Source organism: Bacteroidia bacterium (assembly GCA_023228875.1).
GTDB lineage: Bacteria > Bacteroidota > Bacteroidia > NS11-12g > UBA955 > JALOAG01.
Genome location: JALOAG010000001.1, coordinates 296,020 through 308,314, shown reverse-complemented (window position 1 = coordinate 308,314; position 12,295 = coordinate 296,020). Strand labels below are relative to the sequence as shown.

The window sequence follows — 12,295 nt, the reverse complement described above, 5'->3', positions numbered from 1 at the left end:
TTATTTAGCGTCTTTAGTTTGAAATGGCATACCGAAACACTTTAGCAACTCTAAACACTCTTCGTCAGTTTTAGCAGTTGTAACAAAAGTAATGTCCATACCATTAATTCTATTAATCTTGTCAATGTTCATCTCTGGGAATATGATTTGTTCAGTAATACCCATATTATAATTTCCTCTACCGTCAAAGCCTTTTATTTTAAGACCTTGGAAGTCTCTAACTCTAGGTAGCGAAATTGAAATTAATCTTTCAAGAAATTCATACATTTTATCTCCGCGCAATGTAACCTTCACTCCAATCGGCATTTTTTCTCTAAGTTTGAAATTAGAAATTGCTTTTTTGGAATAGGTAGGACATGCTTTTTGTCCGGAAATAGTAGTCATTTCTTCAACTGCATTGTCAATAAGCTTCTTGTCAGAAACAGCAATGCCTACTCCTTGATTTAAACAAATTTTTTGTAACCTTGGAATCTCCATTACATTCTTATAAGCAAATTTTGCTGTTAGAGCTTTCGTAACTTCTGTGGTATATCTCTCTTTTAATGTTGGTTTGTATGCCATAACTTTAATAATCCTCTTTAAAATTAATCAATAAATTCACCTGTTTTCTTAGCATATCTTTTAAGTTTTCCTTCAGCATTTGCTTTGCGTCCAACTTTAGTAGGCGTACCTCCTACAACTAACATTAAGTTAGAAATATGGATTGGTGCCTCCTTTTTGATAATCTCACCATCAGGTTTTTGTTGAGTAGGTTTTACATGTTTAGTTACCAAGTTAAACCCTTTAACCAAAGCTCTATATGTCTTTGGATATACAACCAACACTTCTGATGCAGGTTTATTCTTGTCATTTCCGGAGATTGCTTTAACAGTATCTCCTTTCTTAATATGAATCTTCTTTATTTCTGAAGTCTTTTTCATGATTTTACAATACTTCTGGTGCTAATGATACAATTTTCATAAACTGTTTATCTCTCAATTCACGTGCTACCGGGCCAAAAATACGTGTACCTCTAGGTTCATCATTATTATTTAGCAATACGCATGAATTTTCATCAAATCTGATATAAGAACCGTCCGGTCTTCTAACGCCTTTTTTTACTCTAACAATAACAGCTTTAGAGACAGCTCCTTTTTTTATTCCGCCTGAAGGCAATGCTTCTTTCACAGAAACAACAATTTTGTCTCCAAGACTTGCATATCTAGTTTTAGTACCTCCTAAAACTCTAATACAAAGCACATCTTTTGCTCCACTGTTATCAGCTACTTTTAATCTTGATTCTTGTTGTATCATCTTATTATTTTGCTTTTTGAATTACTTCTATTAAACGCCATCTTTTTAGTTTGCTCAATGGGCGTGTTTCTTGGATTCTCACTATATCATCAATACCGCACTGATTGGTTTCATCATGCGCATATAGTTTTTTGGTTTTAGTAAAATACTTCTTGTACTTTGGGTGCTTAATTTTATTCTCCACTGCAACAACAATGGATTTATCCATTTTGGCACTTGTTACTTTACCAACAAACTCTTTTCTTGAATTTCTTTCTATTGCCATACTTATTTAGCCTTGTTTTGAATTGCCTTTAATTCGTAATCCTTTCTTCTATTGTTTAACTCTGTCAGGAGCTGTGCAACAGTTCTTCTAGTTTCTTTAATCTTGTGAGGTTGGTCTAAAGGAGTAACTGCATGATTTATCTTCATTTTAGTCAACTTTAGTTTTTCCTCTCTATACCTTGCAAAAAGTTCTTTTGTAGGTAATGCTTTAATATCTTCAAATTTCATAATTACTCTCCTGCGTAATCTGGTTTAACAATAAATTTAGTAGCTACGGGTAGCTTTTGGGCTGCCAATCTCATACCTTCTTTTGCAACTTCCATAGGTACACCTCCAATTTCAAACATAATAGTTCCGGGTTTCACAACTGCTACCCAATATTCAGGCGCTCCTTTACCTTTACCCATCCTCACCTCGTTCGGTTTTTTAGTTACAGGTTTATCCGGAAATATTCTAATCCAAACCTGACCTTCTCTTTTCATATAACGAGTAAGAGCAATACGAGCTGCTTCAATTTGGCGTGCAGTTATCCACTTTGGTTCTAATGTTTTTAAACCAAAAGAGCCAAAACTCAAGAGATGACCTCTTGTAGCAATACCCTTTACTCTTCCCTTCTGTGTTTTTCTATATTTTGTTCTTTTCGGACTTAACATATTCTCTATTTTTTATTTACGAGGGGTTCTATTTCTTCTTTTTGCATTTTGTGCATTATCTCTTTCATTAAATCTGCTACGTCTATCATTATTGATACCGGCATTTAACGAAATATCCTTTTTCCCAATGACTTCACCTCTACAAATCCAAACTTTTATACCAATTAAACCATAAGTTGTTAATGCTTCTGCAAGACTATAGTCGATGTCAGCACGAAGTGTGTGAAGCGGAGTTCTACCTTCTTTATAATGTTCTGAACGCGCAATATCAGCACCATTTAATCGACCTGAAACCGATACTTTGATCCCTTCTGCTCCCATTCTCATTGTGTTCTGAATTGCACTTCTTACAGCTCTTTTATATGCCATTCTGCCTTCAAGTTGTTGTGCAATATTTTCAGCTACTAATTTAGCATCAAGTTCCGGTCTTTTAATTTCAAAAATGTTGATTTGAACATCCTTGTTTGTTAATTTCTTAATTTCTTCTTTCAGTCTATCTACCTCTGCACCTTGCTTACCAATAACAATTCCCGGACGGGCTGTATGGATTGTAATGATGAGTCTTTTGATTGTTCTTTCTATCACAATCTTAGAAATGCCACCTTTAGCTATTCTAGCATAGATATACGTTCTGATTTTCTCATCTTCGATCAATTTTTCAGCAAAATTTTTGCCTCCATACCAATTAGATTCCCATCCTCTTGTTATGCCTAACCTTAATGATACTGGATTAACTTTTTGTCCCATTTAAACGATATTGCTTTTGTTATTTAGTATTTTTATCTTCTTTATTTTCAGAGGCTACTTCTGTCTCAACACTTGCATTACTGCTATCCACTACAAGTGTGATATGATTAAATCTCTTTTTCATTCTGTGTGCTCTACCTTGAGGTGCAGTTCTTAGCCTTTTTAATGCATAGGCTCCATCAACCATCACACTTTTCACAAAGAGTTCTGCATCTTCTGCACGTTCGCCATCATTCTTTTGTTCCCAATTAGCAATTGCACTTTTAAGCAATTTCTCAACGTAGATTGCATAATACTTTCTTTGACTGAACTGAAGTATGTTCAATGCCTTATCAACTTTTTGTCCCCTTATCTGGTCAACAACCAATCTCATCTTACGAGGTGGTAGGGGACAGTTTCTTAATTTAGCTACAGCTTCCATTATATTATTAATTATCTATTACCACTATGTCCTTTAAATGTTCTAGTTGGTGCAAATTCACCTAATCTATGTCCAACCATGTTTTCAGTTACAAAAACCGGAATAAACTTATTACCATTATGCACAGCAAAAGTATGTCCAACAAAATCAGGACTAATCATACTTCTTCTTGCCCAAGTTTTAACCACAGATTTCTTTTTAGTTTCGTTCATCTGAACGACTTTCTTTTCAAGTTTGAAATCAATAAATGGTCCTTTTTTTAACGATCTTGCCATATTCTTTCAGCTATTTTTTAGTTCCTCTTTTAGTTTTACGTCTCTCTATAATATACTTATTTGAAGCTTTCTTAGGAGTTCTGGTCTTCTGTCCTTGAGAATAGATACCGGTACGAGACATAGGCTGTCCTCCTTTAGATTTACCTTCCCCTCCTCCAAGTGGGTGGTCAACCGGGTTCATAGCTGCAGGTCTTGTTCTTGGTCTTCTTCCTAACCATCTGCTACGACCAGCTTTACCCAAATTAATATTGAAATGCTCGGAGTTTGAAACCTTTCCTACCGTTGCCATACAATTACCTAAAATCATGCGTGATTCACCAGAAGGTAACTTAATTATGCAATATTTATCTTCAATATTTTTGAGAATAGCTGATGACCCAGCACCTCTACAAATTTTTGCACCGGCTCCGGGCGCCATTTCAATATTATGAATTTCAGTTCCTTGAGGAATCTCTCTTAGTGGTAGTGTATTTCCAACATCCGGAGTAACTCCTGAGCCTGAAATAATTTGCTGACCTACTTTAATTCCTTCTGGGGCAATAATATAACGCTTTTCTCCATCTTTATACTGCACTAAAGAAATATATGATGTCCTATTGGGATCATACTCAATAGTTAATACTTCAGCAGGCATATTATATTTATCGCGTTTGAAATCAATAATTCTATACTTACGCTTGTGACCTCCGCCAATATTGCGCATAGTCATTTTTCCTTGGTTGTTTCTACCTCCTGATTTCTTTAATGTAACAAGTAACGATTTTTCTGGTTGACTTGTAGTCAATTCAGAAAAGTCATTAGCTACTCTAAATCTTTCCCCAGGTGTTATCGGTTTTAATCTCTTTAGTCCCATTTAATTAGTTGTTCTCAAAAAAGTCTATTTTATGTCCATCTTTAAGTTTGAAGATCGCTTTTTTATAGCTGTTTGTTCTTCCTGTAACCTGACCGGTTCTGTTATTTTTTCTCTTCTTAGTAGGTGCAACCATGGTATTTAACCAATCTACTTCAACACCATACAATTTCTCAATGGCTGAAATAATTTCTTCCTTAGATGCTCTTCTATCAACAATAAAACCGTATTGATCTCTTCTTTCTTTCAGAAGGTTCAGTTTTTCAGTAATAAGAGGTTTAATTAATATTGAAGTCATGTCTGTTATTTCTTATATGTATCGTTAATAATATTAATTGCAGCTTCTGTAAGAATAAGGTTATGAGAATTTACGATTTCATAAGTATTTAAACTATTAGCTTGAGCAATCTTATTGTTTGGAATATTTCTGCCACTTAAAATTGTGTTATTATCTGAATTATGAACTAAAAACAAGGTTTTTGTGCCTTCAATATTCATATTCTTTAACAAATGAGAAAATGCATGAGTGCTTGGTTTGTCAAAAGACAAATCTTCAATAACCATTACTTTATCTTCCTTTGCTTTATATGATAGTGCAGAAATACGAGCAAGATTTTTTAGTTTGCTATTTAATTTAAAACCATAGTTTCTTGGTCTTGGTCCATGTATTCTACCTCCACCTACAATGGTTCCGGATTTTCTACTACCGGCCCTTGCTCCGCCCGTACCTTTCTGACGCTTAAGTTTGCGTGTGCTATATGCTACTTCTGATTTATCTTTAGATTTATGAGTTCCTTGTCTTTGGTTAGCCAAAAACAATTTCACATCTAAATAAATAGCATGGTCATTAGGTTCAATACCAAAAACTTCGTTTGGTAATGTTACCTTTCTACCGGCAAATTCGCCTTTACTATTATATACTTTCGCTTCCATTTTATTTTTCCAATATTACAGTTGAACCATTATATCCGGGTACAGCACCTTTTATAAGCATAAGGTTTCTATCAGGATAAATTTTAATAATTTCTAGGTTGGTAATTTTAACCCTTTTATTTCCGGTTCTACCTGCCATTCTCATTCCTTTAAATACTCTTGAAGGAGTAGAACAAGCACCAATAGATCCGGGAGCTCTTAATCTGTTATGTTGTCCGTGAGTGGATTCTCCAACACCGGCAAAACCATGTCTTTTTACAACACCTTGGAAACCTTTTCCTTTTGAATTTGCCACAACATCAACATATTCACCTTCATTGAAAATCGTTGCATCAATCACTTCTCCAACTTTTCTTTCGATTCTTGGATTTCTAACATCTACAACAACTCTTTTTGGGGTAGTACCAGATACTTTGAAATGTCCAACTTCAGTTTTTTTCCAAGTTTTTTCTTTTTTATCTCCCCAAGCAATTTGGAAGGCATTTACCCCTTCCTTTTCCTTAGTTTTAACTTGAGTTACAACACAAGGACCTGCCTCAATAACAGTACAAGGAATATTGTTCCCTTCACTATTGAAGACACTTGTCATTCCGATTTTTTTTCCTATTAATCTTTGCATAGCTCTGATTCTTCTTTAAACTAAACTTTAATTTCTACATCTACTCCGCTTGGTAACTCCAACTTCATAAGAGCTTCAACAGTCTTAGATGAAGAAGTATAAATATCAATCAATCTTTTGTAAGAAGATAACTGAAATTGTTCTCTTGCCTTTTTATTTACATGTGGAGAACGAAGTACAGTAAAAATCTTCTTTTGAGTAGGAAGTGGAATTGGTCCACTCACAACTGCTCCGGTGATTTTAACTGATTTAACAATCTTTTCTGCAGATTTGTCAATCAAATTATGGTCATGAGACCTTAGTTTTATTCTTATCTTCTGGCTAACCATTTTCTTAAGCGTTAGATGTATTTCCTTTTACAGTTTTTAAAATATTTTCAGCAAGATTACGAGGTACTTGATCATAGTGAGAAAACTCCATACTTGAACTTGCACGTCCTGAAGTAATTGTTCTTAATGAAGTAACATATCCAAACATTTCACTTAGTGGAACTTTAGCTTTTACAACTTGTGCTCCGGCTCTTTCATCAATTCCCTCAATCATACCTCTTCTTCTATTCAAATCACCTTGTACATCACCCATATAATCAGCAGGTGTCAATACTTCAAGTTTCATGATTGGTTCAAGTATCACAGGTCCTGCATTTTTTGCAGATTCTCTGAACCCGGCTTTTGCGCACAATTCAAATGACAATGAATCTGAGTCAACAGCATGGAATGAACCGTCAAATAAACGAACTTTCATTCTGTCAATAGGATATCCTGCTAATGAACCGTTTTTCATGGACTCAGCAAACCCTTTTTGTACTGCAGGTATAAATTCCTTTGGAATAGCACCTCCAACAATTTGATTAACAAACTGTAAGCCTTCTCCTTGGAAGTCTTCGTCTGCGGGACCAATTTCAAATTGAATATCAGCAAATTTACCTCTACCTCCTGTTTGTTTCTTAAACACCTCTCTGTGAGTAAAGATCTTTGTAATAGCTTCTTTATATGCAACCTGTGGGGCTCCTTGATTAACCTCCACTTTGAATTCTCTTTTTAGACGATCAACAATAATTTCAAGGTGTAACTCTCCCATACCACTAATTACAGTTTGTCCGGTTTCTTCATCAGTTTTAACTCTAAATGTTGGATCTTCTTCAGCAAGTTTAGACAATCCATTTGCTAATTTGTCAACATCAGCTTGTGCTTTAGGCTCGATTGCAATACCAATAACCGGTTCAGGGAAAGTGATAGATTCTAAAATAATAGGGTTTTTCTCATCACATAATGTATCCCCTGTTTTAATCTCTTTAAATCCGACTGCTGCTCCAATATCTCCGGCATCAATTCCATCAATAGGATTTTGTTTATTTGAGTGCATTTGGAAAATACGAGAAATTCTTTCTTTCTTTCCGGAACGTGTATTTAAGACATAAGAACCTGCATCCAAATGTCCTGAATATACACGGAAGAATGCAAGTCTTCCTACATAAGGATCTGTAGCAATCTTAAATGCTAAAGCAGCAAATGGTTCATTGACATCAGCTTTACGTATGACTTCTTGTTCGGTATCAGGGTTTGTACCTTTAACAGCTTCAACATCTGTTGGAGCAGGTAAAAACTTAATAACTGCATCTAATAATGTTTGAACTCCTTTGTTCTTAAAAGAAGAACCACACATCAAAGGAACAATTTTCAATGAAAGTGTTGCAGCTCTTAATGCATTATTGATTTCTTCTTCTGTAATAGAATCCGGATTATCGAAAAATTTCTCCATCAAAGAATCATCGAATTCTGCAATCGCTTCTATTAATTTTTCACGATACTCATGAGCAACTTCTTTTAAATCTTCAGGTATTTCAATTTCAGTATAAGTAGCTCCAAGCGTTGCTTCATCCCAAATAATAGCTTCGTTTTTAATTAAGTCAACTACACCTTTAAAAGTTTCTTCAGCACCAATTGGAATTTGAAGAGGAACAGGTTTTGCTCCTAATCTATCTTCAATTTGTTTCACTACTTTTAAGAAGTCAGCACCGGAACGGTCCATTTTGTTTACAAAACCAATTCTTGGAACACCGTATTTATTCATTTGTCTCCATACAGTCTCAGACTGAGGCTCTACACCACCTACAGAACAAAACAAAGCAATCGCACCATCCAATACACGCAATGATCTTTCTACCTCAACAGTAAAGTCAACGTGTCCGGGTGTGTCAATTACATTAATTTGATATGTCTTTGAGTCAGGAGTTTTCTTGCCATCATGGGTAGGAAAATTCCAAAAAGTAGTAGTAGCAGCAGAAGTAATGGTAATCCCTCTTTCTTGCTCTTGTTCCATCCAGTCCATTGTCGCAGAACCATCATGAGTCTCACCAATCTTATGGGTTTTACCGGTATAGAATAAAATCCTCTCGGTAGTGGTGGTTTTGCCTGCATCAATGTGAGCAGATATTCCAATATTTCTTACAAAACTTAAATCCTTGTTTGCCATCTAATATAATTCTCTATTTCTATCTTAAACTTTAAAGTGAGCAAAAGCTTTGTTTGCCTCTGCCATTCTGTGTGTATCATCTTTTTTCTTCACAGCAGCTCCTTCACCTTTAGAAGCAGCTATAATTTCAGAAGCTAATTTCTCAGCCATTGACTTTTCATTTCTCTTTCTTGCATAGCCAATCAGCCATTTCATTCCCATAGCGATTCTTCTGTCAGGGTGAATCTCAATCGGAATCTGAAAAGTGGCCCCACCTACTCTTCTTGATTTAACCTCAACAGTAGGAGTAACATTATTTAAAGCCTTTTTCCATGTCTCTAAGACAGGTTCTTCAGAAATCTTCTTTTCAACTATATCTAATGCATCATAGAAAGCAGCTTGTGATACGCTCTTCTTTCCGGAATACATCATATTATTAACAAAACGAGTTACCAAAGTGTCGTTGAACTTTGGATCAGGTAACAATACTCTCTTTTTTGCTTTTATTTTTCTCATGCTCTTAAAATTCTTATATAATTACGCTTTCTTAGGTCTTTTTGCTCCGTATTTAGATCTTCTTTGCATTCTTCCGTTTACACCTGCTGTATCCAGTGCGCCACGAACAATGTGATAACGTACACCGGGCAAGTCTTTCACTCTTCCTCCTCTTACTAATACAATTGAGTGCTCTTGTAAATTATGACCTTCACCAGGAATATAAGCGTTAACCTCTTTTCCATTGGTTAATCTAACCCTTGCAACTTTTCTCATTGCCGAGTTTGGTTTCTTTGGGGTAGTTGTATAAACACGTGTACACACTCCTCTACGTTGTGGACAAGAATCAAGTGCAGGAGACTTACTCTTTGAAGTGATTGTCTCTCTACCCTTTCTAACTAATTGTTGTATAGTTGGCATATTTCAGTATTTTCCAGTTGTCTAAAAAAAGGACGGCAAAGGTAAGAATCTTATTTTTCTAAACAAACGGTTTATAGAATTTTTTTTTTGTCTTTTTTGATACGGTTTTTACTCGCACTTTTGCCCTGACAATTCTACACATGAAACATAGGAGTTACATACGTAAGATACTGATGTACAGTATTTTATTATCACTCGTTATTTTTGAAATCAGCAGAATCATCTTCTTCATATTTAATTGGAGCGCTTTTAGCCATTTTGGTTTTGTCCAAATCTCAAAAGCCCTATTTTCCGGAATTTTGTTTGATTGTGTTTATATTTTTTATGCGTTCTCACCTTTCATTATTTTTCATCTGCTACCATTTAATTTTAAAATTAAACAAAGTGCACAATGGTGTGCCAAAATTTACTTCCTTGTCATTATTGGGGTCGGTATTCTGCTTAATTTAATTGACTCCGCATATTTTAATTATTCGCATAAGCGAACGGGAAAAGAGCTCTTTTACATGCTTACAGACAGCGCCAATCCGATTGGAAGTTATTTTCTGAATTATTGGTATCTCCTTGCTATTCTTGTATTATTATTATTTATAGCTGGAAAATGGTACCCCAAAATACAGAATCAGAAGCTGGAAAAATTTACTTACCGGGACATTCCTCATTTGTTTTTCATGATACTTATTTCCATTCTCGGGATGAGGGGTAGTGTTGGTCTGAAACCACTCCGTAGTGTAGATGCGTCAAAATTTGTTGAATCGGGATTGGAAGCACTGGCATTGAATACACCTTTTCAAATTATCAGCTCTCTCGAATCCGACAAACCTGTTAACCCATTTCAAACACAGATAACGAGCAACCTTTCTGACAATTCATATATAAAAAACTACAAGCACAAGAAAATAGTTAATGGCAAAAAGAATATTGTACTAGTTATCTTAGAAAGTTTCGGTCGCAATCGGATTGGTTTTATGACTGAAACACCAAACCAAAGTATTTCTGTAACACCTTTTATTGATAGTTTTTCCAAATCATGTTTAGTGTTCCCCAACTGCTATGCTAACGGGACGAAATCTATTGATGCAGTGCCCGCACTTTTTGCATCCCTGCCTTCGTTATTACAACAACCCTTTATTTATTCTTGGTATCAAGCCAATATAATTCGAGGTATCCAATATTATTTGAATAAAGAGGGATACAACTGCTCTTTCTATCATGGCGCAGCCAACGGCACGATGGGTTTTGAAAGTTTTTTGAAAAAAGCCGGTGCAATTGAATATTTTGGCATCAATCAATTCACAGGTAACAAAGAGAAGGAATATGATGGAAACTGGGGAATATATGACCACTATTACCTTCACTATTTTAATCAAGAGTTAGCACACAAGCATCAACCCTACTTTAGCACAGTATTTACATTGTCTTCTCATCCACCCTATAAAATCCCTAAAGAGATTGAACTGTCCCTTCCAGGCATTTCTAATCCAATGCTCAAAAGCATTGCTTATACTGACTATTCTTTAAAACTCTTTTTTTCTGAAAGAGCAAAATCTCCTGACAATGAAAATACTATTTATATATTAATTGGAGATCATACTGCGAATGCAGACAATGATTACTTCTATTCGTCTAAGGGACAAATGGAGCTCTTTTGTATGATATACGACCCTTCGGGAGAGATAAAACCCGGTATTAACAACAGGATAATCCAACAATTAGACATTATGCCATCAATTTTGAATTTATGTAACTATCCCGACAGTTTCTTTTCTTTAGGAAATAGTATCTTTGATGACTCAACAAAGGGAATGGCATTTTTTGAAATGTATGGCTCTTATCATATTATAGAGGAAGAGCACATGTTGAGCATAAGCTCTTTGAACGAGAAAAAATTCAGATTTTTTCCAAAACAATATTACAAACTCGATATTCCATTTTCTGAAAAAAGTTATCTCGAGAATGATTTGAATAACAATCTCAAACACTTGATTTGGACCTTCTTCAACAGACTTGAACAAAATAAGTTCTATTGACAAAGAGATAATATCAGTTAAAAGATAATCACAATCTAAACTCTCATCTTCAATAAATGCCTACTTTTGTTTCACTTTAGGATACTTAAAGTAAACAATTGGCGGCAATTTGTCGAAAGGTTTTGTGAAACAAGGCAGTTTGAGGCAAAAGAAAAGCGGTGGGGGAAAACTACCAAATCGGAGCAATTCAAGGCAAAGAGGAGTAAAAACAAAGGCTTAAAAACAAGAAAAGCCAAAACAAACAATCACTCCAACTCTGCAACAGACATAAGGTCACAAAAGGTGAAAGGCTACTAAGCACCAAGCCGATAAAAAAGAGTACCCCGAAAAGAGAAACGGCAGTTCTCACAAGTAAAACCTAAAAAATACAAAAATGAGAATCAAGAAAAACATTTTAATGTCAATTGGAGTCAGTCTATTCACACTTCTTTTCTCAATGCCTAGTTACGGATTAGTTGTTATTACCCTAGGAAAAGGAACAAACCAAGGAGACCTTAATAGGAATGTTTACATATCAGATTATGTACCCAGCACTGAGGAATCTACCATTACAGCATCTTGTTCTGGAAGTGGTTCTACTAAATGTCCCACAACTGCCGAACTAAGAAGCCTCTGTCCAAACGCTATTGTAATTCCATGGATCCCAAATGAAGGAGCTATGGGACTGGATAATACTATCTCATATATTATGCTTCAGTTTAATAGTGGCACAAACACTGGCACTATCTTCAGAACTTACGTACACAGTGAAACAAGTGAAAGTATTGTTTTTAAATTCACCTGGCAAGTTGACAGCGTAAACTCTGATTTAGTTAATATCACTGTACAAGAAATGATATAA

19 protein-coding genes are annotated in these 12,295 nt (G+C 35.2%); 2 read left to right on the top strand and 17 right to left on the bottom strand.

The window, feature by feature from the left end:
* Genes rplE through rpsL form a run of 17 tightly spaced genes read right to left on the bottom strand, consistent with a single transcriptional unit; the run spans window position 1 to window position 9,424 of the window.
* The gene (rplE, locus tag M0R38_01430; protein MCK9480407.1) at window positions 1-561 is read right to left on the bottom strand and encodes a 50S ribosomal protein L5; all 561 of its coding nucleotides are present in this window, start codon (window positions 559-561) and stop codon (window positions 1-3) included.
* Between the two features lie 23 nt (window positions 562-584).
* Complete coding sequence (gene rplX / locus M0R38_01425; GenBank protein ID MCK9480406.1) at window positions 585-920, bottom strand: 50S ribosomal protein L24; 336 nt, start codon at window positions 918-920, stop codon at window positions 585-587.
* Window positions 921-924: 4 nt separating this feature from the next.
* Window positions 925-1,293 carry a 50S ribosomal protein L14 gene (rplN, locus tag M0R38_01420; GenBank protein ID MCK9480405.1) on the bottom strand — a complete coding sequence of 123 codons (369 nt, stop codon included), beginning with the start codon at window positions 1,291-1,293 and terminating at the stop codon, window positions 925-927.
* 4 nt (window positions 1,294-1,297) lie between these two features.
* Window positions 1,298-1,558, bottom strand: a complete 261-nt coding sequence (gene rpsQ, locus M0R38_01415; protein MCK9480404.1) for a 30S ribosomal protein S17 — start codon at window positions 1,556-1,558, stop codon at window positions 1,298-1,300.
* Window positions 1,559-1,560: 2 nt separating this feature from the next.
* The gene (gene rpmC, locus M0R38_01410) at window positions 1,561-1,785 is read right to left on the bottom strand and encodes a 50S ribosomal protein L29 (GenBank protein ID MCK9480403.1); all 225 of its coding nucleotides are present in this window, start codon (window positions 1,783-1,785) and stop codon (window positions 1,561-1,563) included.
* A 2-nt stretch (window positions 1,786-1,787) separates the two neighbouring features.
* Complete coding sequence (rplP, locus tag M0R38_01405) at window positions 1,788-2,210, bottom strand: 50S ribosomal protein L16 (GenBank protein MCK9480402.1); 423 nt, start codon at window positions 2,208-2,210, stop codon at window positions 1,788-1,790.
* Between the two features lie 12 nt (window positions 2,211-2,222).
* The gene (gene rpsC, locus M0R38_01400; GenBank protein MCK9480401.1) at window positions 2,223-2,957 is read right to left on the bottom strand and encodes a 30S ribosomal protein S3; all 735 of its coding nucleotides are present in this window, start codon (window positions 2,955-2,957) and stop codon (window positions 2,223-2,225) included.
* A gap of 19 nt (window positions 2,958-2,976) precedes the next feature.
* The gene (rplV, locus tag M0R38_01395) at window positions 2,977-3,378 is read right to left on the bottom strand and encodes a 50S ribosomal protein L22 (GenBank protein ID MCK9480400.1); all 402 of its coding nucleotides are present in this window, start codon (window positions 3,376-3,378) and stop codon (window positions 2,977-2,979) included.
* Between the two features lie 11 nt (window positions 3,379-3,389).
* Window positions 3,390-3,653 carry a 30S ribosomal protein S19 gene (gene rpsS / locus M0R38_01390; protein MCK9480399.1) on the bottom strand — a complete coding sequence of 88 codons (264 nt, stop codon included), beginning with the start codon at window positions 3,651-3,653 and terminating at the stop codon, window positions 3,390-3,392.
* 10 nt (window positions 3,654-3,663) lie between these two features.
* Complete coding sequence (gene rplB / locus M0R38_01385; protein ID MCK9480398.1) at window positions 3,664-4,506, bottom strand: 50S ribosomal protein L2; 843 nt, start codon at window positions 4,504-4,506, stop codon at window positions 3,664-3,666.
* 4 nt (window positions 4,507-4,510) lie between these two features.
* Complete coding sequence (gene rplW / locus M0R38_01380; GenBank protein ID MCK9480397.1) at window positions 4,511-4,801, bottom strand: 50S ribosomal protein L23; 291 nt, start codon at window positions 4,799-4,801, stop codon at window positions 4,511-4,513.
* A 5-nt stretch (window positions 4,802-4,806) separates the two neighbouring features.
* Window positions 4,807-5,436: a 50S ribosomal protein L4 gene (gene rplD / locus M0R38_01375; GenBank protein MCK9480396.1), complete on the bottom strand. Its 630-nt coding sequence runs from the start codon at window positions 5,434-5,436 to the stop codon at window positions 4,807-4,809.
* 1 nt (window position 5,437) lies between these two features.
* Window positions 5,438-6,055 carry a 50S ribosomal protein L3 gene (gene rplC / locus M0R38_01370; protein ID MCK9480395.1) on the bottom strand — a complete coding sequence of 206 codons (618 nt, stop codon included), beginning with the start codon at window positions 6,053-6,055 and terminating at the stop codon, window positions 5,438-5,440.
* A 20-nt stretch (window positions 6,056-6,075) separates the two neighbouring features.
* A complete protein-coding gene (rpsJ, locus tag M0R38_01365) occupies window positions 6,076-6,384 on the bottom strand; it encodes a 30S ribosomal protein S10 (GenBank protein MCK9480394.1) in 309 nt (102 codons plus the stop codon).
* Between the two features lie 4 nt (window positions 6,385-6,388).
* Window positions 6,389-8,530, bottom strand: a complete 2,142-nt coding sequence (gene fusA / locus M0R38_01360) for an elongation factor G (GenBank protein MCK9480393.1) — start codon at window positions 8,528-8,530, stop codon at window positions 6,389-6,391.
* Between the two features lie 24 nt (window positions 8,531-8,554).
* Window positions 8,555-9,025, bottom strand: coding sequence for a 30S ribosomal protein S7 (rpsG, locus tag M0R38_01355; protein ID MCK9480392.1), 471 nt, complete (start codon window positions 9,023-9,025; stop codon window positions 8,555-8,557).
* Window positions 9,026-9,046: 21 nt separating this feature from the next.
* The gene (rpsL, locus tag M0R38_01350; protein MCK9480391.1) at window positions 9,047-9,424 is read right to left on the bottom strand and encodes a 30S ribosomal protein S12; all 378 of its coding nucleotides are present in this window, start codon (window positions 9,422-9,424) and stop codon (window positions 9,047-9,049) included.
* Window positions 9,425-9,930: 506 nt separating this feature from the next.
* Between rpsL and M0R38_01345 the strand changes: the two genes are divergently transcribed.
* Together M0R38_01345 and M0R38_01340 are read left to right on the top strand one after the other, a co-directional pair.
* A complete protein-coding gene (locus tag M0R38_01345) occupies window positions 9,931-11,454 on the top strand; it encodes an LTA synthase family protein (GenBank protein MCK9480390.1) in 1,524 nt (507 codons plus the stop codon).
* A 397-nt stretch (window positions 11,455-11,851) separates the two neighbouring features.
* Window positions 11,852-12,295 carry a hypothetical protein gene (locus M0R38_01340; protein MCK9480389.1) on the top strand — a complete coding sequence of 148 codons (444 nt, stop codon included), beginning with the start codon at window positions 11,852-11,854 and terminating at the stop codon, window positions 12,293-12,295.

Excerpts from the sequence above, each read along its gene's own strand:
- rpsS (MCK9480399.1), bottom strand. The coding sequence starts at position 3,653 with ATGGCAAGATCGTTAAAAAAAGGACCATTTATTGATTTCAAACTTGAA.
- rplE (MCK9480407.1), bottom strand. The coding sequence starts at position 561 with ATGGCATACAAACCAACATTAAAAGAGAGATATACCACAGAAGTTACG.
- rplV (MCK9480400.1), bottom strand. The coding sequence starts at position 3,378 with ATGGAAGCTGTAGCTAAATTAAGAAACTGTCCCCTACCACCTCGTAAG.
- rplW (MCK9480397.1), bottom strand. The coding sequence starts at position 4,801 with ATGACTTCAATATTAATTAAACCTCTTATTACTGAAAAACTGAACCTT.
- rplN (MCK9480405.1), bottom strand. The coding sequence starts at position 1,293 with ATGATACAACAAGAATCAAGATTAAAAGTAGCTGATAACAGTGGAGCA.
- rplC (MCK9480395.1), bottom strand. The coding sequence starts at position 6,055 with ATGCAAAGATTAATAGGAAAAAAAATCGGAATGACAAGTGTCTTCAAT.
- rplP (MCK9480402.1), bottom strand. The coding sequence starts at position 2,210 with ATGTTAAGTCCGAAAAGAACAAAATATAGAAAAACACAGAAGGGAAGA.
- rpsJ (MCK9480394.1), bottom strand. The coding sequence starts at position 6,384 with ATGGTTAGCCAGAAGATAAGAATAAAACTAAGGTCTCATGACCATAAT.
- rplD (MCK9480396.1), bottom strand. The coding sequence starts at position 5,436 with ATGGAAGCGAAAGTATATAATAGTAAAGGCGAATTTGCCGGTAGAAAG.
- rplX (MCK9480406.1), bottom strand. The coding sequence starts at position 920 with ATGAAAAAGACTTCAGAAATAAAGAAGATTCATATTAAGAAAGGAGAT.
- rpsL (MCK9480391.1), bottom strand. The coding sequence starts at position 9,424 with ATGCCAACTATACAACAATTAGTTAGAAAGGGTAGAGAGACAATCACT.
- rpmC (MCK9480403.1), bottom strand. The coding sequence starts at position 1,785 with ATGAAATTTGAAGATATTAAAGCATTACCTACAAAAGAACTTTTTGCA.
- fusA (MCK9480393.1), bottom strand. The coding sequence starts at position 8,530 with ATGGCAAACAAGGATTTAAGTTTTGTAAGAAATATTGGAATATCTGCT.
- rpsQ (MCK9480404.1), bottom strand. The coding sequence starts at position 1,558 with ATGGCAATAGAAAGAAATTCAAGAAAAGAGTTTGTTGGTAAAGTAACA.
- rpsG (MCK9480392.1), bottom strand. The coding sequence starts at position 9,025 with ATGAGAAAAATAAAAGCAAAAAAGAGAGTATTGTTACCTGATCCAAAG.
- rplB (MCK9480398.1), bottom strand. The coding sequence starts at position 4,506 with ATGGGACTAAAGAGATTAAAACCGATAACACCTGGGGAAAGATTTAGA.
- M0R38_01345 (MCK9480390.1), top strand. The coding sequence starts at position 9,931 with ATGCTTACAGACAGCGCCAATCCGATTGGAAGTTATTTTCTGAATTAT.
- M0R38_01340 (MCK9480389.1), top strand. The coding sequence starts at position 11,852 with ATGTCAATTGGAGTCAGTCTATTCACACTTCTTTTCTCAATGCCTAGT.
- rpsC (MCK9480401.1), bottom strand. The coding sequence starts at position 2,957 with ATGGGACAAAAAGTTAATCCAGTATCATTAAGGTTAGGCATAACAAGA.